Below are 24,413 nucleotides of genomic sequence, written 5' to 3'. Positions count from 1 at the left end.
CATTTCTATTTTATTCAATATATACTATCATTGTACACTTTACGTTATATCTTAACGATTGTCAAGATTTCACCATGAAAATTTTACCGATTTTTTTTTATTTATGTACCTGCCTCATCTCTTACGGGCAAGGCGGTAAAGTTAATTTAAATTGGGTTAATAACAATAAAATTGCTATTAAATCTCTCAATGAGACTTATTTTTCAAGATTGGATCCTGTTCACTTTCAGTTCAATGAGAATGAAGGACATCTTTTATACACTCGTTTTTTCGAAACGAATGCGACTGATCTTGTTCTAAAAAATATCCAATCTGAAAAAGTTTCCGGGGAACTCAAAAATTATATTCGTGTAGTTTCTCAAACTGTTGATTACCAGTTTACCGAAGTCAACTATCAAAACCAACGAAAACTGATTTTAAAGTTGAATCCCTATTTTTATAAAAACAACGCAATTCATAGAGTTATTTCTTTTGAAACAGCTGAATCAAAGCTTTTAAAATCGACGTCCAATTCACCTGTGTCAACTTCCAAAACCAATGCCACTCAACTGGCGAATTCTATATTTAGTTCCGGTCAGTTTTCAAAATTTTATGTTGAAGAGACGGGTGTTCACCGTTTAGACTTTTCATTTTTAAGAAACCTGGGCATTGACGGATCAAGTATTCCTTCTGCTAATCTGAAAATATATGGACATGGTGGTGAAATGCTGCCTTTAAAAAATGAAGACAATCTTTATTATGACCCTCCGGAGCTCGCTATTCAAGTTTTCGATGGGGGTGATGGAGAATTTAATCCCGGGGATTATGTGTTGTTTTATGCCACAGCTACACAAGGTTGGAGCGAAGAAAACGCCACAAACCTCAACCTGTACGCTAATCGTTCTTATTATTATGTGTCTGTAAATTCTGGTGGAGGAAAACGAATGGCGGTCCTAAATCAGCCTGTAGGATCGGCAACAACAACATTTACTGAGTTTGACGATTACCAATTTTATGAAGTAGATGAGGTAAGTTTATCCTTAGTTGGAAGACGTTGGTTTGGCGATAGGTTTGATATAGAAACAGAAAAAACCTACGAGTTTAATTTTCCAAATTTGGTGCAAAATACACCCCTTCAACTTGAGTTAAGACTAGGGGCTATTTCACCAATACGTTCCTCTTTCAACCTTTCAGTGAATGGTCAGGCTCTGGATAATCCAGTCAATATTTTAGGAAGTGCACCAAATACTCCGTCCCGAGGGGCAGAGTTGAGATCGCAGGTAAACTCAAATTCTGATGAGGTAACTTTACAATTGACTTATAACAAAAATGGAAATCCGGGAGCCAGAGGATTTCTGGATTTTATTTCAGTTGAAGCCAAAAGAGAATTAATTGCTGGTGATGAACAATTCAAATTCAGAAATAAAGAAACCGCAACCACAAGTGGTATTGGAGAATATGTCATTCAAAATGCTGCTGAAGTCACACAGGTGTGGGACATCACAGACCCCATCGACCCAAGGTTTATTTCCAATCAAGATCTGTCGCCAACTTTTTCTTTCAAAAGTCCGTTAGGGTCTGTTAGAGAATTCCAGGCGGTAACGTCTGCCTATTTGCAGCCACAAGTTGAAACCGGAAACATACAGGTGCCAGGGCAAAACATAAAAGGAACTATTTTGACCGATGCTCAAGGTCAATTTCAGGATTTAGACTATTTGATCATAACTCAATCTTCATTTATGTCTGCAGCCAACAGGCTGGCTCAGTATAGAAGAAATAAGGATGGCCTGGTGGTAAAGACTCTGGCGGTTGAAGATATTTATCAAGAGTTCAATTCTGGTAAGCAGGATATTGGGGCCATAAGAAATTTGGTTAAATATATTTACGACAATGCCTCTTCTCCACAGAATAGGATAAAATTTTTAGGCATCATTGGAGATGCATCTGTAGATTATAAAAACAGGCTACAGGGCAACACCAATATAGTTCCAACTTTCCAGAGCCTGGGTAGTTTTTCTACTACGGTATCGTCTTTTATGTCCGATGATTATTTTGTGATGATGGACCCTGGCGAGGGAAGAATGCGACAAGGTGAGTTAATGGATTTGGCCGTAGGAAGGATTTTGGCAGACACTCCTCTTCGCGCAAATGCGATGATAGATAAAATCATTTCTTCTGAACAGAAAGAAGCTTATAATGAGTGGCGAAATAATTTCATACTAATATCAGACGATGTCGATGATTCCAGAGACTTTAGCTTACAGGTGGATCTGGATAATCTGGGAGATCGGATTTCAGAAAATAAACCAACTGTAAATGTAAAAAAAATCCATTCTGATGCTTTTCAACAGATAGCAGGAGCAGGCGGTGACAGGTATCCCGATGTGAATACTGCGATCACTAATTCTATAGAAGTTGGCGCGGCTGTGGTCAATTATTTTGGGCATGGTGGCGAGGATGGTTTGGCTCAGGAACGCATTGTGACACAAACCAATACGCAGAACTGGAGCAATCCAGATCGCTATACCTGTTTTGTTACCATTACCTGTGAGTTTACTAAATTTGATAATCCACTTCGAATGACGGGCGGTGAGCTTACCTTCTGGAACGAAAATGGTGGGGCTTCTTCTCTTGTAACGACCACTAGAGCAATAAGTGTTTTTGCAGGAGTCCAGTTTAATAACGTTTTTGCCCCTTACCTTTTCGATTTTGATAATTATGATGAAACTATTGCTCAATCGGTAGCGAGGGCAAAGCGAAATATTTCTGGAAATGGAAAACGAATTGTATTTTTTGTTGGGGACCCTGCTATGAGATTGCCGCTGCCAAAGTCCAGGGTTCAGCTTACAGCTATCAACGATGTCCCTTTTTCTCAATTTAATGATACTTTACAGGCCTTAGGTAAATATAAACTGCAAGGACGAATAGTTGATGCTAACAGCCAGGAACTTCAAAACTATCAGGGAAATTTGTCTGCTGTGGTTTTCGATAAAAGAATTGACAGGCAGACGTTGGGGAATGACGGAACAAGAATTAATGGGGAACTGGCTATTATGGATTTTACAACTTTAGGTGAGAATTTATTTAGAGGTCAGGCTAGTGTGGTAAATGGGGAATTTGAATTTGAATTTGTTCTGCCAAAAGACACACGTCTTCCAGTAGATAAGGGCAGGGTGAGTTTTTATACTTCAAAAGAGAACCAGCTCGAAGAATACAGTGGTTTTAATACTGATATTCTCATAGGAGGCTTAAATGAAAATGCTCCTGAAGATAATGAAGGACCGATTATCAATCTGTTTATGAACGATGAAAACTTTGTGAGTGGAGGAATAACCGATAATCAGCCTTATATTTTAGCACTGCTTGAAGATGAAAATGGAATCAATACAGCTGGAGGTATAGGTCACGATATTGTAGGTATTTTGGATGGAGATGAAGCCAACCCTATAATTCTGAATGAATATTATGAAGCAGAACGTGATGACTACACTAAGGGTAAAGTGTATTACAGGCTTCGAGACCTGGAAGATGGAGAGCATACCTTAACCCTAAAAGCCTGGGATGTCTATAATAATTCTCAAACTCAAGATATCCATTTTGTTGTTGCTGGAAATGATGAGCTTAAAATCACCCGTGTCCTTAATTATCCGAATCCTTTTATAAACTATACTGAATTTTGGTTTAATCACAATCGTCCATTTGAACCCCTTGAGGTTATGGTGCAGGTGTTTACAGTCACAGGTAAGCTGGTCTGGACTCAAAATCAAATTGCCAATACCGGCGGTTTTCTTTTTAGAGATATGAGCTGGAATGGGAGAGATGATTTTGGAGATAAAATAGGAAAAGGGGTCTATGTGTATAAGTTAACCGTAAAATCTACGTTAACCAATCATAAGGTTGAAAAATATGAAAAACTTGTCATTTTATAATTTATATATATTTGCTAACTCAAATTTATCTATGAAATCTATTCTGTTATTAATACTGGCTTTTTTGTTTGTTTCAAAAACATCATATTCACAAGACGACCGGCGAGTCATCACTACGGGAGTTCCATTCCTCCTTATTGCTGCAGATGCGAGATCTTCCGGATTGGGGGATCAGGGTGTCGCCACACCTGTAGATGCATTCTCTCAGCAGTGGAATGCTGCAAAATATGCGTTTTCTGAAACTAAAACAGGAATTGGTTTGTCATATACACCGTACCTTAGAGAATTGGTCAATGACGTTAATATCGCCAACCTTTCTTATTTCAACAGGATAAATGAAAGAAGTGCTGTGGCCGCTAGTATTCGGTATTTTGATCTTGGAGAAATAGAATTAAGACAAACGGCAGACCAGGTTCCAAGCATTGCAAATCCGAATGAATTTGCCATAGATTTAAGTTATTCTCTAAGGTTAAGCGAAGAATTTTCTATGGCTGTTACCGGTCGTTATATAAATTCCAATTTAAGAATCCCTACAGGAATTGCAGAGGCAGATGCAGCCAGCAGTTTTGGGGCAGACATCTCTATGTTTTACAGAGGTGAAGAAAAATTTTATAAAGATTTCAATGGCCGCTGGAGAGGTGGATTAGCTATAAGTAATATAGGGCCTAAGATTAAGTATGATGATGTGGGACAAGAAAATTTTTTACCTACCAATTTTAAAGCAGGAGCAGGATTTGATTTTATTTTAGATGCTTCCAACACTATAGGCGTTCATCTTGAGTTCAATAAACTGCTGGTACCAACGCCTCCCAGGTTTGAAACTGAAAACGGACAACTGACACCAGAGGGTCAGCAAGCTTTTCTAGACTATTCAAATCAAAATGCAATAGGAGCTATTTTTTCTTCCTGGGGCGATGCCCCCGATGGCTTTTCTGAAGAGCTAAAAGAAATCACCTGGGCTCTTGGAGCAGAGTACTGGTTTGAAGATAGTTTTGCTTTAAGGCTGGGATATTTCAACGAATCCAAAGACAAAGGCTTTAGAAAATTTCTAACCATTGGTTCTGGGTTTAAATATTCAGCAATCGACATCGATGTATCCTACCTGTTTTCAACTTCAACGGTGCAAAATCCATTGGAAGGAACACTACGATTTGGCTTGACCTTTAATATTGGAGATAATACCTATGTTGAATATTAACTCTATATTTGTTTAATATATTTTCAAAAAGTATCAATCACAATTGATGCTTTTTTTGTCTCTAAGAAGCTCAATATTATGATAGAAAAGCAGATAAGTACTACTATACAATTATTTGATTCGGTTTCAGAACTCCCAGAGCAAATTCAAAAGTTGATGAATAAAGCTGTGGAAGCAAGACATACGGCCTATGCTCCTTATTCCAAATTCAAAGTCGGCGCAGCCCTTATTTTAGAAAATGGAGAAGTGGTGATGGGCAGCAATCAGGAAAACGCCTCCTATCCTTCTGGTCTTTGTGCAGAGCGAACCGCAATTTATGCTGCAGGAGCCAATTATCCCAACCAGAAGATTAAAACTATAGCCATTACGGCTACTTCTGAAAAGCAGGAGGTTTTAGAGCCAATTGCACCATGTGGGGCATGTCGACAGGCCATTGCAGAATATGAGCAAAAACAAAAAGAACCTATCGAAATTTTCTTTACTGGTTCCCGGGGAAAAGTGATGCACGTTAAATCCCTTTTGGATATTTTGCCTTTAGCCTTTGATAATAAGTTTCTTTAAAGTTAATAAGCCTAAAGTATTTTCAATTCTTACATAAAGTATTACTTTTGTAATTCTGTTTTATAATTTAGACGATAAATAAAGTTGTACATGAAAAAAATAACGAAAAAAACCTATTTGAAATGGTATGAAGATATGCTGTTTTGGAGAAAGTTTGAAGATAAATTGGCTCAAGTTTACATTCAACAAAAGGTAAGAGGTTTTCTTCACCTTTATAATGGACAAGAGGCAATTTTAGCTGGTGCTTTGCACGTGATGGATTTGAAAAAAGATAAAATGATTACTGCCTACAGAAATCATGTACAGCCTATAGGAATGGGTGTGGATCCCAAGAGAGTCATGGCAGAGCTTTATGGTAAAAAAACAGGTACTTCTCAAGGTTTAGGTGGGTCTATGCATATATTTTCAAAAGAACATAGATTTTTTGGAGGTCACGGAATTGTTGGAGGTCAGATTCCTCTTGGAGCCGGCTTAGCTTTTGCAGATAAATATTTTAATACTAATGCAGTAACCCTTTGTTTTCTTGGAGATGGAGCAGCTAGACAAGGTTCTCTTCATGAGACTTTAAACATGGCTACCAACTGGAAATTGCCAGTTGTATTCTGTGTGGAAAACAATGGTTATGCTATGGGGACTTCTGTGAAAAGAACATCCAGCCATGAAGATATCTGGAGACTTGGTTTAGGTTATGAGATGCCTTGTGGTCCTGTAGATGCTATGGATCCTACTAAAGTTGCTGAAGCTTTGGATGAAGCTATTTCAAGAGCAAGAGCAGGAAAAGGCCCTACGTTTTTAGACCTAAAAACTTACAGGTATAGAGGGCACTCCATGAGTGATGCTCAAAAATATAGAACAAAAGACGAAGTAAAAGAATATCAGGAAATAGATCCTATTTCTCAAGTCAAGAAGGTATTACTAGATAAAAAGTATGCCTCTGAAGAGGATATCAAAAAAATTGATAAACAGGTAAAAGACAAAGTTAGCGAGTGTGAAAAATTTGCTGACGAGTCCGATTTCCCAGACAAAAACGTCATGTATGACGTAGTGTACGAGCAAGAAGATTATCCTTTCATTTCTCACAAATTATAAGTAGATGGCTGAAGTAGTAAACATGCCCAGATTAAGCGACACCATGGAAGAAGGTGTTGTGGCAAAATGGTTAAAGCAAAAAGGAGATAAAGTAGAAGAAGGAGACATTTTAGCTGAAATCGAAACCGATAAAGCGACTATGGAATTTGAGTCTTTTCACGACGGTGTGCTTTTGCATATTGGAGTTGAAGAGGGTGAAGGTGCTCCTGTTGATTCACTTTTAGCCATTATTGGTGAAGAAGGTGAAGATATCGAGGAATTGATTAACAAAGCTAAAAGCGACGATTCTTCTGAAGCGGATAAAGATGAAAAATCTGACTCCAAAGAAGAGAAAGAATCTGAAGAAAATTCTTCTGAAGATGATAGTTCCGATCACGATGATGACGAATCCGATGGAGGAGATGGCGAAATGCCAGATGGTGTTGAGGTAGTAACTATGCCTAGATTAAGTGATACCATGGAGGAAGGAACCGTTGCTACCTGGTTAAAATCTGTTGGTGATGATGTGGAGGAAGGTGAAATCCTGGCTGAAATCGAAACCGATAAGGCAACTATGGAATTTGAGTCTTTCTATTCAGGAAAGTTACTTCATATTGGTATAGATGAAGGAGAATCTGCTCCTGTAGATGATATTCTGGCGATTATAGGACCAGAGGGCACAGATGTAGACTCAATTCTGAAGTCTATAAAATCGGGTGGTAAATCTTCATCTGATTCCAAAAAAGAATCTAAAGGCACCAAGTCTGAAGAAACTAAATCAGAAGACAAATCTTCAGATGCCGGTTCAAACGACATATCTGGTGATGAAGATGCTGATAACACCGATGAGGAAGGCAGAATATTAGCCTCGCCATTAGCCAAGAAAATTGCTGAAGATAAAGGCATTGATCTTAAAAAAGTAAGTGGTTCTGGAGACAATGGTCGAATCGTCAAAAAAGACGTGGAAGACTTTAAACCCTCTGCAGAGTCTGCTCAAAAAGAGACTTCAGAAGCAAAATCTGAAGCTCCAAAAGCTTCTAAGAAAGAAGAAGCTGCACCAGTTGCAGAGTTATATACTCCTGCAGGAGAAGAGTCTTTTGAGGAGGTGAAGAATTCTCAAATGAGGAAAACAATTGCTAAGCGCCTGTTAGAATCTAAGAATTCTGCGCCGCATTATTACCTAAATATTGAAGTTGATATGGAGAATGCGATGGCATCCAGATCTCATATCAACGAGATGCCAGATGTGAAGGTTTCTTTTAATGACCTTGTGATCAAAGCTTCTGCAATGGCGTTGAGAAAACATCCGCAAGTCAATTCATCCTGGAATGGTGACGCTACAAAGATTGCGAAACACATTCATGTAGGTGTAGCCGTGGCAGTAGAGGAAGGACTTCTGGTTCCTGTCCTGGAATTTGCAGACCAACAGAGTTTGACTCAAATTGGCAGTAATGTGAAAAATTTAGCCGGAAAAGCTAAAAACAAAAAATTACAGCCTAACGAGATGGAAGGCAGTACATTCACAGTATCTAACCTTGGCATGTTTGGAATTACAGAATTTACAAGCATTATCAACCAACCGAATTCTGCTATTCTTTCTGTAGGAACAATTGTTGAAAAACCTGTAGTTAAGAATGGAGAAATCGTTGTTGGAAATACGATGACGCTTACCCTGGCTTGTGACCATAGAACAGTAGATGGGGCAACTGGAGCTAAATTCCTTCAAACTTTAAAAACATATCTGGAGAACCCTGTAACTATGTTAGCATAGTTATCATATAATGTAATAATCTACTGCCTTTTTAGACCTTTAATGGGTCTTTAAAGGCAGTTTTTTATATATTCACTTTATGAAAAAAATTATTATAACGCTTTGCATAGGTTCACTTTTAACCTTCTCTTGCAAGAATTCAGTTCAAGATCAGAAAAAAGAAATATCAGAAACCTCTCAAAAGTCAGATTTTCAATATTCAGCAAAATCAGCGCTGAAATATTTAACATCAGATGAGCTTAATGGAAGAGATACGGGCTCTGAAGGCATTGATAAAGCAGCGATCTATATTGAAAATGCTTTTGAAAAATTTGAAGTTGAACCTTATTTTGAAACCTATAGAGATTCATTCAAACTGAAAGAAGCAGACGGTTTTAATGTCGTAGGTGTTTTGAAAGCTGAAGAATCAAATGACTTAACACCCTTAGTCATCGGTGCACACTATGATCATGTGGGAATTATTGAAGCTGTCGAAAAGGATAGCATTGCTAATGGAGCCAATGATAACGCCTCAGGTACGGTTGCAGTTCTTGAGCTGGCAAAATATTTAGCAAGTCAAGACTTAAAAAGAGACGTGATTTTTGCTTTATTCTCTGCCGAAGAGAAAGGTCTTGTGGGGTCTAGACATTTAGCTACCAAAATGAAGAGTATGGAGGTGGAACCTTACCTGGTGTTTAATATTGAAATGTTAGGCGTTCAGATGAAAGATAAAAATTATCGTGCTTATATCACAGGTTATGAAATGTCTAATCTTGCTGAGGTTTTTAATGGGTTTTATGAAGATGAAACTGAATTTTTAGGATTTTTACCTCAGGCGGCTCAGTATGGTTTGTTTAAAAGAAGCGATAATTACCCTTTTTACGAAACCTTTGGCGTGCCCTCACACACCATTTGTACTTTCGACTTCACCAATTATGAGTATTACCATCATGTGAATGATGAATTTGAAGAACTGGATGTCGAAGCTTACTTAAAATTGGTGAATGACTTAAAACCTGGTGTTTTAAAATTAGTTAATTCAACAGAAACCACAGTAAATTTAAATTAATGTCAAAAACAATTGTTATAACAGGAACAAGCCGCGGTATTGGTTATGAACTTGTAAAGCTTTTTGCTGCTGAAGGCCATACGGTATTTGCTTTGTCCAGAAACGACAAACCCGTAAGTGACCTTAATCTTGAAAATGTATTCTCTTATTCCTGTGATTTGAATGAGAGTTCAAAAGTTTCAGAAGTTGCCCGAAAAATACAATCTGAAGTTAAATCAATTGATATTTTAATCAATAATGCCGGTCAATTTCTGAAGCAGGATTTTAAGGATACTAAACTCGAAGATGTAAAAAGCGTTTATGAAACCAACGTCTTTTCGGTGTTTGATTTAACGCACCAACTGCTCCCCTTGATGACCAACAACAGTCATGTGGTGACAATCAGCAGCATGGGTGGTGTTCAGGGCAGTATGAAATTTCCTGGCTTGGCTGCTTACAGCTCAAGCAAAGCAGCGGTTATTACGCTAACTGAATTACTTGCTGAAGAATATAAAGAAAACGGACCATCCTTTAATGTATTAGCATTGGGTGCGGTTCAGACTGAAATGCTTGAAGAAGCATTTCCTGGATTACAAGCCCCAAATTCTGCATCTGAAATGGCCGAATATATCAAAGACTTTTCAGAAAACGGAAATCGTTTTTACAACGGTAAATTGCTACAAGTATCAAGTTCTACACCTTAAAATTGAATGAAACCGACATGATTAAAATAACTATTAAATAAACAGTGTAATGATTATTTTAATCATCAAAAGTTACACCTGCCAGATTGAGTCATTCAGGCCGGTGTGACTATTAAAAAACAATAGAAGGTAATACATGAAAGAAACGCTTCAAAAATATTTGCCTGAGCGAGCAGTCATTCCTGTCATGGGTATGGTCAAAGCTTATCAAATTCAATTGAAGATCGTTAGCCAACGACAAACTAAACACGGGGATTACAGGTTGAAACCAGATGGATTTCATCAGATTACTGTTAACTCCAATTTAAATAAATACCGATTTTTGATCACCACGGTTCATGAGGTTGCTCATTTGCTGGCCTTCAAGACCTACGGATTCTCGATTTTACCTCATGGAGCAGAGTGGAAACATAGCTTTCAGAAGTTGATGTTGCCTTTTTTGAATCCGGAAATTTTCCCCAGTGATCTTCTACCTGAGCTAGCCAGGCATTTTAAAAATCCAACGGCAAGCAGCGATACAGATGCCAGACTGAGTGTAGCTCTAAAACAATACGACACACCTAATGAGAAAAATTTTATATTTGAGCTTCCCTTTGGAAGTATTTTTCAAATTCCCAATGGGCGTCGATTTAAGAAAGGTAGAAGAATTCGGAAAAGATACGAATGCCAGGAAGTGAGTACAGGGAAAATTTATGCATTTCAGCCCAATGCTGAAGTTGATTTTTTAAAATAATAACATGAATAAGAAGGATAATTATGCCGTGATTATGGCTGGAGGTGTGGGTTCAAGATTTTGGCCAGTAAGCAAAACTTCCTTTCCAAAACAGTTTCATGACATGTTAGGAACAGGTAAAACATTACTTCAACAAACTTTTACTAGATTAGCTAAAATTGTTCCAGAAGATCAAATTCTCATCCTTACCAATTCCGATTATGTGGACCTTGTCAATCAGCAGCTGCCAGATATCAAGAGTGACAGAATTATTGCAGAGCCGGCCATGAGAAATACTGCACCTTGCATTTTGCTGTCTGCTTTAAAGATCAATAAAGAAAATCCAAAAGCAAGAATGATTGTAGCTCCAAGCGACCACTGGATCGAAGATGAAGATGCTTTTGCCAGGGATGTCAATCTTGCATTTGAGGCCAGTACTCAAAAAGATCTTTTGATGACTCTAGGCATTACACCTACTTTTCCAAACACAGGTTATGGTTATATCAAGTATGAAAAAGAGGATTCCGGTAATGTAAAAATAGTGGAAACCTTTACAGAAAAGCCCGATTATCCAACCGCTCAATCCTTTTTAAAAGAAGGGAACTATTTATGGAATGCGGGGATTTTTATATGGAAAACGTCTTTTATTATAGACCAGTATCAGGAATTTCTTCCAGATATGTTTTCGGTCTTTGAAAAGTCCTGGTCCAAATTGAATACAAATAAAGAAGAGTCATTTCTAGCAGACTATTATCCACAATTCGAAAACATATCTATAGATTATGGAATCCTGGAAAAAGCAAAGCAGGTAGGTGTGATTGAAGCGAGTTTCGACTGGAGTGATTTAGGTACCTGGGGCTCACTCCACAATGAATTGCCTAAAGATGAAAATAATAATGTGAGTGTAAATGCTCAGTCTGTTTTTATAGATACGACCAATACTATTTTAAGAACTTCTGAAGATAAAATAGCGATTATCAAGGGTCTTAACGACTATATTGTTGTTGAAAACAAAGACAGTCTTGTGATTTTGCCAAAAAAAGATGAACAAGAAATCAAAACTATACGTAACTTGGTTATGGAAAAGTTTGGTAAAAATCATGGCTAACTTATGACTGAAAACGCTTCAAATCCATCTGATCATAATTCAAATTCTGAATCTTCTAAACAAGTAAAGACAAGCTTGAGGCATTCTTATGGAAGCATCAAAAGTTTTTTATATGATCTTTTGGACATTTCACATGATACCGACAGAGAAGCTACGGCAGAAGCTATCTTAAACGACATTCCTTTTAAAGGGCATAGTGCCTGGATTTTGATCTTCTCTATTATCGTAGCATCTATTGGTTTGAATGTGAGTAGTACTGCCGTCGTTATCGGAGCTATGCTTATTTCGCCACTTATGGGACCTATCGTTGGCTTAGGTTTTTCCGTAGCCATTAACGACATCGATACACTCAGGAGGTCACTTGTCAATCTTGGAGTTATGGTTGGCCTGAGTTTGATAACAGCGTTTTTATATTTTCAATTATCACCTCTTACTGAGCTTACACCAGAGCTGGAAGCCAGAACTTATCCCACCATTCTTGATGTTTTGGTAGCTATTTTTGGTGGCTTAGCACTTATTATTGCTAAAGCTAAAAAAGGAACCATCATTACTGTTATTGCTGGTGTTGCTATTGCAACAGCTTTGATGCCTCCCCTTTGTACAGCTGGTTATGGCTTAGCCGTTTGGGATATGAGTATCTTCGGTGGTGCTATGTATTTGTTTACCATCAATACCATATTCATAGCCTTATCCACTTTTGTGGTGTCCAAGTTTTTGAGGTTTCCCCTTGTTAAATATGCGAACTCGCTAAGACGAAGGCGTATTGCTCAAATAGCTTCATCCATCGCTATCATAGTGATGATTCCAAGTGTTTATTTGTTTTATAATTTACTGAAGGAATCCTACTTTACAATTGATGCTAATAAGTTTGTGCTTGAAGAATTGCAAAGCTATAAACAATCGTTTCTTCAAAAAAATGCGACCAATATCTCTTACCACTCTGGTGTTACACCTGTCATAGAAGTTTCTTTTTTAGGTAAAGAAATTCCAAGGGAAGTGATTAGGTTATGGAAGGACAAGATAAAAACCTATGAATATTTAGAAAACACGGAGCTTAGAGTACTTCAAAATGAAAATTCCGAAAATTTCAATCAGTTACAATTTATGGCTGAACTTAGAAAACGCGACTCTCTTGAATTGACCGAGTCCAGAGCAGAAATTGAAAAGTTACAGTATGAGCTGAGAACCATGCAAAAAAGCAACAGAATCATCCAGTTTGATCGTCTGGCAAAGGAAATTCAGTTGAATTACAATACTGTAGCTGAAGTGAGTTTTGCAGACGTTATTAAATCGAACTTTGAGAATATGGACACAATTCCGACGTTTAGCATTAAGTGGAAACCAGAAACAGATTCAGAAGAAAAAGAAACTAAACTCGATCAACTTGAAGATTGGTTAGCTTATAAGTTGAATCTGGATAACATTAGCGTACTGTCCGTAAATTAAAGGCCCTCCTTTTGAGCGATTCTCACTTTTTTAAATAAGTTGGAAGCATAAACAAAGTCTGTCAGTTTTTGATTGTCTGTTTTATAGATGTTGTTTTTGTTGCCTTCCCAGGCTTTAACACCGTCCTCCAGATAAATGATATTTTCACCGATTTCAAATACCGAATTCATATCGTGTGTATTGATTACGGTTGTGATGTCATTTTCATGAGTGATTTCCTGAATGAGGTTATCTATGACAGAAGCTGTTCTAGGGTCTAAGCCAGAGTTGGGTTCGTCACAAAACAAAAAATTGGGTTTATTGACTATTGCTCTTGCAATGGAGACTCTTTTTTGCATTCCTCCACTTATTTCTGAAGGTAGCTTATGATTTGTATCGACTAAGTTTACACGGTCAAGGACTTCTTCAACCCGATTCTGCATGTCCTGCCTGCTCATCTTGGTAAGCATTTTCAGAGGGAACTTTACATTTTCTTCAACTGTCATAGAATCGAACAATGCACCTCCCTGGAAAACCATCCCCATCTGCTTACTGATTTCTCTTTTTTCGTCTTTAGAAAAGTTTTTATAAGACTTCCCATTATATTCTATTCTGCCCGAGTCAGGTATTATTAATCCGAGTAAACATTTTAAAAACACGGTTTTACCAGAGCCAGATTGTCCGATGATTAAATTGGTTTTACCCTTTTCAAATTCGGCATCTACCCCTTTAAGGACGTCCAGATCGTCAAAGGATTTATGTAAATCTCTAACTTTTATCATACTAGCTTAGTAATAATTGGGTGATGAAATAGTTCATAAAAATAATAATAACACTCGTCCATACAAACGAAGTTGTCGCGGCATGCCCTACTTCCAAAGACCCCCCTTTCATATAATATCCATGAAAAGAAGGAACAGTAGCGAGTATCAATGCAAAAATGAAACTTTTAAGGAAAGCATAGAACACCTGAAAAGGAACAAAATCTTCCTGTAAGCCCGTTAGAAACGCTTCTGAACTCAAGAACCCACCATAGACACTGGCTATATAAGCACCAATTATACCTACAAACATAGAGATGGCGATGACAAACGGGAATAAGCACATCGCAACAATCTTTGGAAAAACCAGGTAATTGAGAGAATTAATTCCCATCACTTCCAAAGCATCTATCTGTTCTGAAACTCTCATGGTTCCTATACTCGAAGTGATGTATGAACCCACTTTTCCCGCCATGATGATGGCGACAAACGTTGGAGCAAACTCCAGAATAATCGATTGCCTCGCTGCAAAACCAATAAGGGACTTTGGTACAAATGGATTTGAAAAATTGAGGGCCGTCTGAATAGCAATAACCGCTCCTATAAAAAACGATATAAATACAACGATCCCCAAAGAGCTTATAATAAGGTCATCTATTTCCTGAAGAATGAGCCTTCTCAATTCAGAAGTTTTGGTCATTCTTTTAAAGGTATCGTAGATCATTATAAAATACTGACCAATACTTTTTATATAATTTGATAGCATTTGCTTGAAGCCTTTTTGAAATTTTTATAAAAATAGAATAAAAACTTGAAGATATGATTTAACCGAAGCATAAACTTGAAACTAACCTAAGTCTTTATATTTGCAATAAAATATAAAACTCATGAAATTCAAAATTGCTATTTTATTTCTATTACTTGTTCAAATTCAGTTGTTTGCGCAGGATAATGAAAAAGCCACAAAACTGGTTGTGGGTGTCGTCGTCGATCAGATGCGCTATGATTATTTAACCAAATTCCAAAAACATTATTCAGACGAGGGTTTTAAGCGTCTGCAAAGGGAAGGTTTTGAAATGAAAAACTTCCATTTTGATTACGTTCCGACCTATACAGGGCCTGGTCATGCCTCTATATTTACAGGAACAAGCCCTATGAATCACGGTATTGTTGCCAACAACTGGTACGATAAAGTAATTAAAGAACGTGTGTATTGTGCTTCAGACCCGAGCGTCTCTGGTTTGGGATTGGATCCAGAGGATAGAGCTGGGAAAATGTCGCCACAAAGAATGTTGTCTACCAGTTTTGCTGACCAAAATCGTCTTCACACGCAGTTTAAGGGCAAAACCATAGGGGTTTCCATAAAAGATCGGGGAGCTATTTTACCTGCTGGACATACGGCAAATGCTGCGTATTGGTTTGTTGGAGGAGATGAAGGGCACTTTATAAGCTCAGATTTTTATATGGAAAAGTTGCCAAATTGGGTGAATAAATTCAATTCTTCTGATGTGGCTAAAAGTTACCTTAAAGAATGGGATACGTTTAAAGATATTTCTACTTATGAAGAAAGCGGCTCTGACCTTAATACTTACGAAAATGGATTCAAAGGAAAAAAAGAAGCCACATTTCCTTATGATCTAAAGAAACTTGCCAAAGAAAATAACAACTACAGTATCTTAAGACCAACACCTTATGGAAACGATTTGCTTTTGGATTTTGCAAAAAAAGCTATCCTCAACGAGAACCTAGGTCAGGATGAATTTACAGATGTGTTTACCCTGAGCTTTTCCAGTACCGATTATCTAGGGCATAATTTTGGAGTTAACTCCAAAGAAATTCAGGATACTTATATTCGTTTAGACAAAAATGTAGCTGATCTAATGAAATTCCTGGACAAGCAGGTTGGAAAAGGAAATTACACCTTGTTTTTAACAGCAGATCACGGAGCTGTTCATGTGCCTCAGTTTTTAAAAGATGAAAAAATTCCTGCAGGTTATTTTGAGGTAGACGACATGCGTGATGCTTTAGAAGAGCACTTAAGCACTAATTTTGGTTTAGAAAATGTCATTGAAAGCATCTATAATCATCAGATTTTCCTGGACTACTCTAAGTTCAACACTTATTCTGAATTTGTTACTGCTCAAAATGAAGTCAAACACTTTTTGATTCAGTATAAACATATAGATAAAGTATATACCAGAGAAACACTGGAGAACACTGATTTCAGCGGAACTCCAGCAGAATTAATTTTAAGAGGATTCCACCAGAAACGAAGTGGGGATATAGCTTATGTATTAGATAACGCCTATATTTCTTACTCTAGGAAAGGTTCTACACACGGAAGTGGAAACAATTACGACACTCAGGCTCCATTACTGATGTATGGAAACGGAATAAAATCAGGGAAGACCTACAACCGCTATCACATTCCAGATATCGCTCCGACAATTTCTGCCCTTTTAGGGATAGAACTTCCCAACGGAGCTACAGGAACTGTTATTTCTGAAGTCTTAAAATAGACGTTCTTTAATTTTAGACCATCTATAGGTTCTTATAAAGGCACCTTCCTGTTCAGTAACCAGGAAGGTGTTTTTTTTGGAATGACTTGTTAGAAATGATCTCATAGATTTTAAAAAAAAGGCAAAGCTTGATTTGTTTTTTGCCATCTTCAAACAAGTCAGTAGAGCCAAAGACCAGCTGTATCTCATTCGGAATAAAGAAATTCCGAAAAGCTTTGGCAGGTTTTTTTTGTATTGCTGTCCGGTAGCTTTAAGATGCTTGACTAGCAAATTCGGATTGGTTTTGACTTCCCAGTACTGAAATCGGGCCTTCATTTCATCGATGGTGTCCCAGCCCATGGCTGGAATCAACCCATGGATGTCTTCAAAACATGCTTTTCTATAAGCTTTTACAGCGCCTCGTAAATGATCGGGATTGGTGAGTTGCTCTACGCGCCAGGTCTCGTTTTTCTTGACCGTACAAAAGCCACCATACATTCCAAGTTTAGGATTGTCCTGGAAAGCTTTGGTTAACACTTCTAAATAATTCGGTGGAAAAATCAAGTCAGCATCAAATTTGCAAATCACATCGTAATCAACATCTAAGTTTTTAAGTCCGGCATTGAAGGTTTCAATAATTTTGCCTCCCGGTTCATGACTAAAGCTTTTAGGTCTAGACAGCAGGTTTAAGTTTTCGTGGGAATTAGAAAGTCTCTTTACAATTTCGGGAGTATCATCAGCAGACCCATCATCAACGACAAGTATTTTTTTGGCAGGATGTGTTTGATTCAAGAGTGAATCCAGGCAGTTTTTTATGAATTTTTCTTCATTATAAGCCGGTATGATGATAGCTATGTCCACTACGTAGATTTTCTTTTACAGAATACAAGATAGTATCTGGGCGTAAATAATCTCAAAACAGGTCTCAGGCCGATTTTTTTTACTGGATGCGTAAAACTTTTAGAATCTACAATTTCCCATCCTGCTTTGTCAAGTAGCCAGTCAAATTGCCACTGCTCAAACTCATGGTAATGTCTATCCCAGGGATCGGTTTTGCTTTGATAAGCTTTAGCGAACCAAAGTTTGAGCGGAACACTGGCAAACAAATACTCACTTTGAAGACTTTTCAACACTTCCAAAGGCGACAATAAATGTTCGAAAATTTCAAACGCTGTCGTAATTCCTGCTGAGGAAGCCTTAAGCTGACTCAAATCGACATCTAAATCTTGACCTTCCGTATTTTCAACGGTATACCCTTCCGAAGAAAGCAATTTAGAAAAAGGGTTTTCTACGCCAAGATCCAAAATTTCAGATGGAGGAGGAGCGTGGGTTTTTAAAAACTCTAAGGTGATTCGAAATCGCTTTTCAGGATAGGTGTTTTCGTACATAGATAGTCTATATTTCGTAGACTATGGCGTTGATGTTCATGCCAGCCCCGACACTTGCAAACATGATGGTATCTCCGGGCTTTAAGCTTTCATGTTCAAATTCACCATTCAGGAACATGTCATAAAGCGTAGGGATTGTAGCCACACTGCTATTCCCCAGTTTATCTATGCTCATGGGCATAATGTCCTTAGGCATTTCTCTGTCGTAAAGTTTATAGAACCTTTGGGCTATAGCCTCATCCATTTTTTCGTTGGCTTGATGTATAAAGATTTTCTTTAAATCATCAATAGATTTTCCACTTTCTTCCAGGCAGGTTTTCATCGCTTCAGGCACTTTAGACAATGCGAAATTGTAAATCTTTCTGCCATACATTTTGATGTAAGCCCTGTCGTCTTCTCTATCTGGAGAAAAGGATTTATCAAAATAAATATAGTTAGCTTCAGTTTTGGCGTAAGTAGCCGTTTTATGAGATAAAATACCACCGCTAGATTCTGTCAATTCAAAAATGGTGGCACCTGCACCGTCAGCATAAATCATGCTATCTCTGTCATTGGGATCAACCACCCTCGAAAGAGTTTCGGCTCCAATAATCAAACAGCGTTTCGCCATTCCCGCTTTCATAAAAGCAAATGAATGTATACAGCCTTCTATCCAGCCCGGGCAACCAAATAAAATATCATAACCCACACAACTAGGGTTGTCGATTCGCAATTTTTCTTTCACTCTGGAGGCGAGACTTGGAACGGTATCGGCCTGTTGAGCATTGTGAGTGACATCTCCAAAATTATGAGCGACTATAATGTAGTCTAAAGTTTCTGGATCTATCCCCGCATTTTTGATGGCTTTCTCGGCAGCCAAAGTTGCGATATCAGAAGTTTTAAGATCGTCATCAACATATCGTCTTTCTTCAATACCAGTAATGGCCTTAAATTTTTTGATGATCACTTCCGGTTCTGCATCAAAAGCAGTTTCATCCTGATTGAAGAATTTGTTTTCCAAAAAATCTTCATTTTTTTTAATCATTTCAGGGATATAACTCCCAACACCAACGATTTTTATAGCATTCATGTTCCGTATAAATTTTTTGCAAGGTACTGTTAATGTAATTAAATTGTAAAATAAGATTCAAAATTAATAGTTTTTAAATCGTTTTGAAACTTATTCTGAATCTGATTTAGATAAGTTCAAGTTTGTGGTCCAATTTTTCAGACAAATAGTTGTCTTTATACTCCTTGAGAAGTTGAAATCTGTTTTTATACAGCTTGAAATAAATCAAATAGAAAGCAATAAATGAAATCGTGGTAAAAAAGGCTAAAATAGCCATAGACCAATTTTCATTTTCAGTCAATCTTCCAATATGAGGAGCCATCATTAAAGGTAAATAAGTGAATGGAAAAAGTATCGAATTATTTGAGACTAAAAGCTGATCCAAATAATAGTAGTTATCATTTTTCTTTAATTCTTTAATTTCATTATGAAGCTTTCGAAAATAGAAAATAAAACCAAGAATAATTAACACAAGAAAACCACCAGCAAGAACAAAAGGCATAGTAATAAGTGAGGTTATTATGGAATAAATAATTAAAAAACTCAATATTGCTAGAAGCCAAAATCGAAGTGACGATGCCTCATTTTTTACTACCTTAAAAATCACTTTTTTATAAAAGTATGTATTGATTTTCTTCATGTAGTCTTCAGAAACATCCGAAAAACCAATAACACCGTATTTTTTATAAGCCTGTTTAAGCGCATCTTCAAATGAAAGATCTTCATCTTTATCCATCTGTTTTGCGATGTCCTCTTCAAGATCTTTAGCGATGAGCAACCTCACATCATGATAATCGACATAATGCGATTTTATAAAGTCTAAAAGCTGTTCTTTTTTATCTTTAGATAAAGCCATGACTATTTAATTGTATATGTCCTTAATGATCTAAAAGTCTAAACTGGACTAAAGGTGTCACATCGAGCGCAGTCGAGACGTTTTTGTTTACCCTATCGAATTTGCTCTGGGAGACAAAAATTATTTATAGGTTACAAAAACGGACAGGCATATAAATTTATTTTCTGCATAAAAATAGCCTCAAATTATAAACTTGAGGCTATTAGAATAACTAATTTTGGATAAATCTATATGTACGCTTCAATCGGAGCGCAGGTGCAGGTTAGATTTCGATCTCCAAAAGCTTCATCAACTCTACGGGTTGAAGGCCAGAATTTGTTTTCAGCTACAAAAGGCAGAGGAAAGGCAGCTGTTTGTCTGCTATACTCAAATTCCCAGTTTTCAGCTGTCAGCATCGCCACCGTATGTGGTGCGTTTTTAAGCACATTGTTAGGATTGTCCTTATCGCATTGCTCTACTTCCTGCTTAATAGAAATCATCGCTTCACAAAATCTATCGAGTTCAGCTTTGCTTTCGCTTTCTGTAGGTTCAATCATCATGGTTCCGGCAACGGGGAAGGAAACCGTCGGTGAGTGGAAGCCGTAATCGATTAGCCTTTTGGCGATGTCTTTTACTTCAATACCAAATTCTTTGAAATCTCTACAATCAATAATCATTTCGTGAGCGGCTCTTCCTTTTTCTCCAGAATAGAGGGTTTTATAATGTCCTTTTAGACTTGCTTGGATATAATTAGCATTCAAAATGGCATATTCTGTAGATTCTCTCAAACCTTCCTCACCCAGCATTCTGATGTAGGCATAAGAAATCAAACACACAAATGCAGATCCAAATGGTGCTCCTGAAATCGAAGAAATGGCTTCCGTTCCTCCAGTTTCAATCAAAGGATTGTTGGGTAAGAATGGTGCCAGTTGCTTAGCTACACATATAGGACCAACGCCTGGTCCACCACCGCCATGGGGAATAGCGAAGGTTTTATGTAAGTTTAAGTGACATACATCTGCTCCAATTCTGCCCGGACTGGTTAACCCAACCTGTGCATTCATATTGGCTCCGTCCATATACACCTGGCCACCGTGTTCGTGGATAAGCGCAGTTATTTTTCTGATATCAGATTCAAATACACCATGTGTAGAGGGGTAAGTTACCATCAATGCAGCTAAATTATCACTGTGTTTTTCAGCTTTAGCTTTTAAATCGTTAAAGTCAATATTTCCTTTATCAGTTGCTTTTACCACGACGACCTTCATGCCAGCCATAACTGCACTTGCAGGGTTTGTGCCGTGAGCAGAAGAGGGCACTAAACAGATATCTCTATGTGATTCATTTCTGGACTTATGGTAAGCTCTTATGACCATCAAGCCAGCATATTCTCCCTGTGCACCAGAGTTTGGCTGCAAGGAGGTTGCGGAGAAACCTGTGATTTCAGTTAAATAATCTTCAAGGCTTTTAAGTATCTCCTGATAACCTTGTGCTTGATCTTTTGGCACAAATGGGTGAATATTTCCCCATTGTGGATTAGAAAGTGGCAGCATTTCTGAAGCTGCATTCAACTTCATGGTACAAGAGCCCAATGAAATCATGGAATGGTTCAAAGCCAAATCTTTTCGTTCCAGTCTTTTGATGTAGCGCATCAGTTCTGTTTCAGAATGATAACTGTTAAAGACATCGTGAGTTAAAAAATCGCTTTCTCTTTTTAATTCAGAGTTTGCAATAATACCATCTTGCAGATCTTTTATCGCTTCAGTATTTTTTTCTGAAATGCCTTCAAACAGATTTAAAATCTCGTTTACATCCTCAATGGAAGTCGTTTCGTTAATAGAAATAGAAACGCTTTCAGCATCAGGGTAAAAGAAGTTGATTTCTTTCTCTTCTGCCAGAGTTTTGATTTTATCTGCATCAGCTTTGACTAAAATCGTGTCAAAGTACAATTCATTGACCTGAAAAAAGCCAAGTTTCTCTAAACCTTCGGCAAGACTTACCGTTTTTTTATGGATTTGATTTGCGATAAACTTCAGTCCTTTTGGGCCATGATACACAGCATACATGCCGGCCATCACAGCAAGTAAAACCTGAGCTGTACAGATGTTTGAGGTTGCTTTATCCCTTTTGATATGTTGTTCACGGGTCTGGAGTGCCATTCTTAAGGATGTATTGTCATCCATATCTTTGGTAACTCCTATTATTCTACCGGGAATATTTCTCTTATATTCCTCTTTTGTAGCAAAATAAGCAGCGTGAGGTCCGCCGTAGCCTAATGGAATCCCAAAACGTTGCGTCGTTCCTACAACTACATCCACACCCCAATCTCCAGGCGCTTCAAGCAAAACCAGACTCATTAAGTCAGCAGCAACTGCTACTTTTATATCGTTTTCTTTAGCTTTCTTAGTAAAGTCTTCAAAATCATTAATCTCACCATATTTGCCAGAGTATTGAACTAAAGTTCCAAAGTAACTTTCATCGAAATCGAAGTCTTCATGCTTACCAACAACTAATTCAACATCAAGTGGCTCTGCTCTGGTTTCCAGTAAAGCCAAAGTTTGAGGGAGTACATTTTCTCCAACATAAAACTTAACCACTTTATTTTTCTTTTGTTCTTTTGAACGAACAGCAAACAGCAAAGTCATCGCTTCGGCAGCGGATGTAGATTCATCGAGTAAAGAGGCGTTTGCCAATTCCATCCCAGTTAAGTCAGAAACCATGGTTTGGAAGTTCAATAGCGCTTCCAGTCTGCCTTGAGCGATTTCAGCCTGGTATGGAGTATAGGCTGTGTACCATCCTGGGTTTTCCAATACATTTCTTTGAATGACTGCTGGAAGTATGGCCTGGTGGTAACCTAAACCTATGTATGACTTAAAAACTTTATTTTTAAGCGATAAAGCCTGAATGTGATTTGAAAATTCAAATTCAGTTAAAGGTTCTGGTAAATTTAATTTATCATTTAGCTTGATATCATCTGGTATGGTCTCATAGATCAGCTGCCCGAGGGACTCTACGCCAACCTTGTTAAGCATTTCTTTTATTTTCTCACCACGAGGACCGATGTGCCTAGATGCAAATGATTGTGTATTCATTGAAGAATTTTTAAAAATTTGCTTACAAAAATACATATTTTATAATGAAACAAGCCTTTAAGATGCTTTGACTATCGTTAACTTTCTTAGAAAAAAAATCCTAGATAAAGCTCTATTTTTGTCAGTATGAATTTTATTTCCAAAATTTTAACGCTATACATTAACTCCAGCATGCATGTTGCTCTGGCAGTGGTTTCATTTGCTTGCATTACGTATTTAGATTTTGACTTAGAGATTAATAACAGCATTCTTGTTTTTGTATTTTTTTCAACACTAGTAGCCTATACATTTGTAAAGTATATCCCTTTGATAAAACATGATCGTTTAAAATTGACTAATCGTCTCAAGTTTATTTTTATCTTATCAGTGGTTTCAATACTACCAATTTTTATATCTCTATTTTATTTTGAATTAGAAGTCATAGTTTTTATTCTTTTGTTAGGTGTTTTCACATTGCTTTATGTGCTTCCATTCCTTCCCGAAGCTAAAAACTTAAGAGATGTAAGCGGTCTTAAAATATTCATTATAGCATTCGTCTGGACAGGAACCACCGTGATTCTCCCTTTTCTTTCTGCTGAAATTGAATGGAGTTCACTTGATGCGGAGAAGACCTTATATATAATGAGCCGATTTTTAATTGTTGTCGCGCTTATTATTCCTTTTGAAATTAGAGATCTAAAGCTTGATGAAATTTATTTAAAGACACTTCCGCAGGTTTTAGGGGTGTTTCAAACCAAGATATTAGCTATAGGTTTAATCTTGATGTCAATGATTTGTCTGAGTTTTGTTATGACCGATACCTATATATATCTATACATACATATATTGGTAGTTATGCTTGTTTTGTTTTCAAAGCGTCGTGATGCCTTCCTTTATACAGCGCTTTTGGTAGAAGCGGTTCCCATCTTATGGTTTTTGCTAAAATATTTTGTTGGCTAAAAGATATAATGCCAGTCAGTTAAGGGGTTCTTGAGAATTTTTTTCAAAAAACCTCTTAAAAAGTTTGGATTGAAGAGGGAAAGAGTTGTAGTTTTGCACCCCGCTAATTGAGGTACTGAGAAGATAACGCAAGGATAAAGTAGGGATAACGTTAAGTTGTTTTTACTTGTGAGATGAGGAATTAAGTTGTAGGTTTGCGCTCTCAAAAAAAAAAGATTAGTTTTCGTTCTTAAAAAAGTTTTATTTTTTTCAAAATTATCACTTGTTGAATCAAAAATAAGTATTAGTTTTGCATCCGCTTAGAGAAACAGGCGTACGGGTTTAAGTATCTTTGGTTAGATTTTAAACGACAAGAATTTCTCTTCATCCC

General features: G+C 37.3%; 19 protein-coding genes. 12 read left to right on the top strand and 7 right to left on the bottom strand.

Annotated elements, in window-relative coordinates; all coding sequences use genetic code 11:
• The first annotated feature begins 74 nt into the window (after window positions 1-74).
• From porU to LB450_RS13120, 10 genes are all read left to right on the top strand, one after another.
• Window positions 75-3,908 (top strand): type IX secretion system sortase PorU, encoded by a 3,834-nt coding sequence (gene porU, locus LB450_RS13165; protein ID WP_224489704.1) that lies wholly within the window; start codon window positions 75-77, stop codon window positions 3,906-3,908.
• Window positions 3,909-3,939: 31 nt separating this feature from the next.
• Window positions 3,940-5,106 (top strand): type IX secretion system outer membrane channel protein PorV, encoded by a 1,167-nt coding sequence (porV, locus tag LB450_RS13160; RefSeq protein ID WP_224489703.1) that lies wholly within the window; start codon window positions 3,940-3,942, stop codon window positions 5,104-5,106.
• 78 nt (window positions 5,107-5,184) lie between these two features.
• The gene (gene cdd / locus LB450_RS13155) at window positions 5,185-5,667 is read left to right on the top strand and encodes a cytidine deaminase (RefSeq protein ID WP_224489702.1); all 483 of its coding nucleotides are present in this window, start codon (window positions 5,185-5,187) and stop codon (window positions 5,665-5,667) included.
• A 90-nt stretch (window positions 5,668-5,757) separates the two neighbouring features.
• Window positions 5,758-6,756 (top strand): pyruvate dehydrogenase (acetyl-transferring) E1 component subunit alpha, encoded by a 999-nt coding sequence (gene pdhA / locus LB450_RS13150; protein WP_224489701.1) that lies wholly within the window; start codon window positions 5,758-5,760, stop codon window positions 6,754-6,756.
• A 4-nt stretch (window positions 6,757-6,760) separates the two neighbouring features.
• Window positions 6,761-8,506 carry a pyruvate dehydrogenase complex dihydrolipoamide acetyltransferase gene (locus LB450_RS13145; protein WP_224489699.1) on the top strand — a complete coding sequence of 582 codons (1,746 nt, stop codon included), beginning with the start codon at window positions 6,761-6,763 and terminating at the stop codon, window positions 8,504-8,506.
• A gap of 79 nt (window positions 8,507-8,585) precedes the next feature.
• Complete coding sequence (locus LB450_RS13140; RefSeq protein WP_224489698.1) at window positions 8,586-9,554, top strand: M20/M25/M40 family metallo-hydrolase; 969 nt, start codon at window positions 8,586-8,588, stop codon at window positions 9,552-9,554.
• A complete protein-coding gene (locus tag LB450_RS13135) occupies window positions 9,554-10,237 on the top strand; it encodes an SDR family NAD(P)-dependent oxidoreductase (protein ID WP_224489697.1) in 684 nt (227 codons plus the stop codon). The genes LB450_RS13140 and LB450_RS13135 overlap by 1 nt, the downstream gene beginning before the upstream one ends.
• 136 nt (window positions 10,238-10,373) lie before the next feature.
• Window positions 10,374-10,970, top strand: a complete 597-nt coding sequence (locus tag LB450_RS13130; RefSeq protein ID WP_224489696.1) for a SprT-like domain-containing protein — start codon at window positions 10,374-10,376, stop codon at window positions 10,968-10,970.
• A 4-nt stretch (window positions 10,971-10,974) separates the two neighbouring features.
• Window positions 10,975-12,057, top strand: a complete 1,083-nt coding sequence (locus LB450_RS13125) for a mannose-1-phosphate guanylyltransferase (protein WP_224489695.1) — start codon at window positions 10,975-10,977, stop codon at window positions 12,055-12,057.
• A 3-nt stretch (window positions 12,058-12,060) separates the two neighbouring features.
• A complete protein-coding gene (locus LB450_RS13120; protein WP_224489694.1) occupies window positions 12,061-13,503 on the top strand; it encodes a DUF389 domain-containing protein in 1,443 nt (480 codons plus the stop codon).
• On the opposite strand, the gene LB450_RS13115 is transcribed toward LB450_RS13120, so the two are convergent.
• A complete protein-coding gene (locus tag LB450_RS13115) occupies window positions 13,500-14,264 on the bottom strand; it encodes an ABC transporter ATP-binding protein (protein WP_224489693.1) in 765 nt (254 codons plus the stop codon). The genes LB450_RS13120 and LB450_RS13115 overlap by 4 nt on opposite strands.
• A 1-nt stretch (window position 14,265) precedes the next feature.
• Window positions 14,266-15,009, bottom strand: coding sequence for an MlaE family ABC transporter permease (locus tag LB450_RS13110; protein ID WP_224489692.1), 744 nt, complete (start codon window positions 15,007-15,009; stop codon window positions 14,266-14,268).
• 121 nt (window positions 15,010-15,130) lie between these two features.
• Here LB450_RS13110 and pafA point away from each other — a divergent pair, with 121 nt between their 5' ends.
• Window positions 15,131-16,762: an alkaline phosphatase PafA gene (gene pafA, locus LB450_RS13105; protein WP_224489691.1), complete on the top strand. Its 1,632-nt coding sequence runs from the start codon at window positions 15,131-15,133 to the stop codon at window positions 16,760-16,762.
• Here the strand turns inward: pafA and LB450_RS13100 are convergent.
• The 5 genes from LB450_RS13100 to gcvP all read right to left on the bottom strand — a co-directional run bounded on the left by LB450_RS13100 (window position 16,754) and on the right by gcvP (window position 23,104).
• A complete protein-coding gene (locus tag LB450_RS13100) occupies window positions 16,754-17,602 on the bottom strand; it encodes a glycosyltransferase family 2 protein (protein ID WP_224489690.1) in 849 nt (282 codons plus the stop codon). The genes pafA and LB450_RS13100 overlap by 9 nt on opposite strands.
• Window positions 17,602-18,129, bottom strand: a complete 528-nt coding sequence (locus LB450_RS13095; RefSeq protein ID WP_224489689.1) for a class I SAM-dependent methyltransferase — start codon at window positions 18,127-18,129, stop codon at window positions 17,602-17,604. Before LB450_RS13095 ends, LB450_RS13100 begins: the two co-directional genes overlap by 1 nt.
• Window positions 18,130-18,136: 7 nt before the next feature.
• Window positions 18,137-19,198: a 3-oxoacyl-ACP synthase III family protein gene (locus LB450_RS13090; RefSeq protein WP_224489688.1), complete on the bottom strand. Its 1,062-nt coding sequence runs from the start codon at window positions 19,196-19,198 to the stop codon at window positions 18,137-18,139.
• A gap of 106 nt (window positions 19,199-19,304) precedes the next feature.
• Window positions 19,305-20,033, bottom strand: coding sequence for a hypothetical protein (locus LB450_RS13085; protein WP_224489687.1), 729 nt, complete (start codon window positions 20,031-20,033; stop codon window positions 19,305-19,307).
• A 227-nt stretch (window positions 20,034-20,260) separates the two neighbouring features.
• Window positions 20,261-23,104, bottom strand: coding sequence for an aminomethyl-transferring glycine dehydrogenase (gene gcvP / locus LB450_RS13080; protein WP_224489686.1), 2,844 nt, complete (start codon window positions 23,102-23,104; stop codon window positions 20,261-20,263).
• A gap of 126 nt (window positions 23,105-23,230) precedes the next feature.
• On the opposite strand from gcvP, the gene LB450_RS13075 reads away from it, so the two are divergent.
• A complete protein-coding gene (locus tag LB450_RS13075) occupies window positions 23,231-24,043 on the top strand; it encodes a UbiA prenyltransferase family protein (RefSeq protein ID WP_224489685.1) in 813 nt (270 codons plus the stop codon).
• Window positions 24,044-24,413 lie beyond the last annotated feature (370 nt).

Origin of the sequence: Psychroflexus curvus (genome assembly GCF_020164585.1) — a bacterium.
GTDB lineage: Bacteria > Bacteroidota > Bacteroidia > Flavobacteriales > Flavobacteriaceae > Psychroflexus > Psychroflexus curvus.
This window is presented reverse-complemented; position numbering and strand designations above follow the sequence as displayed.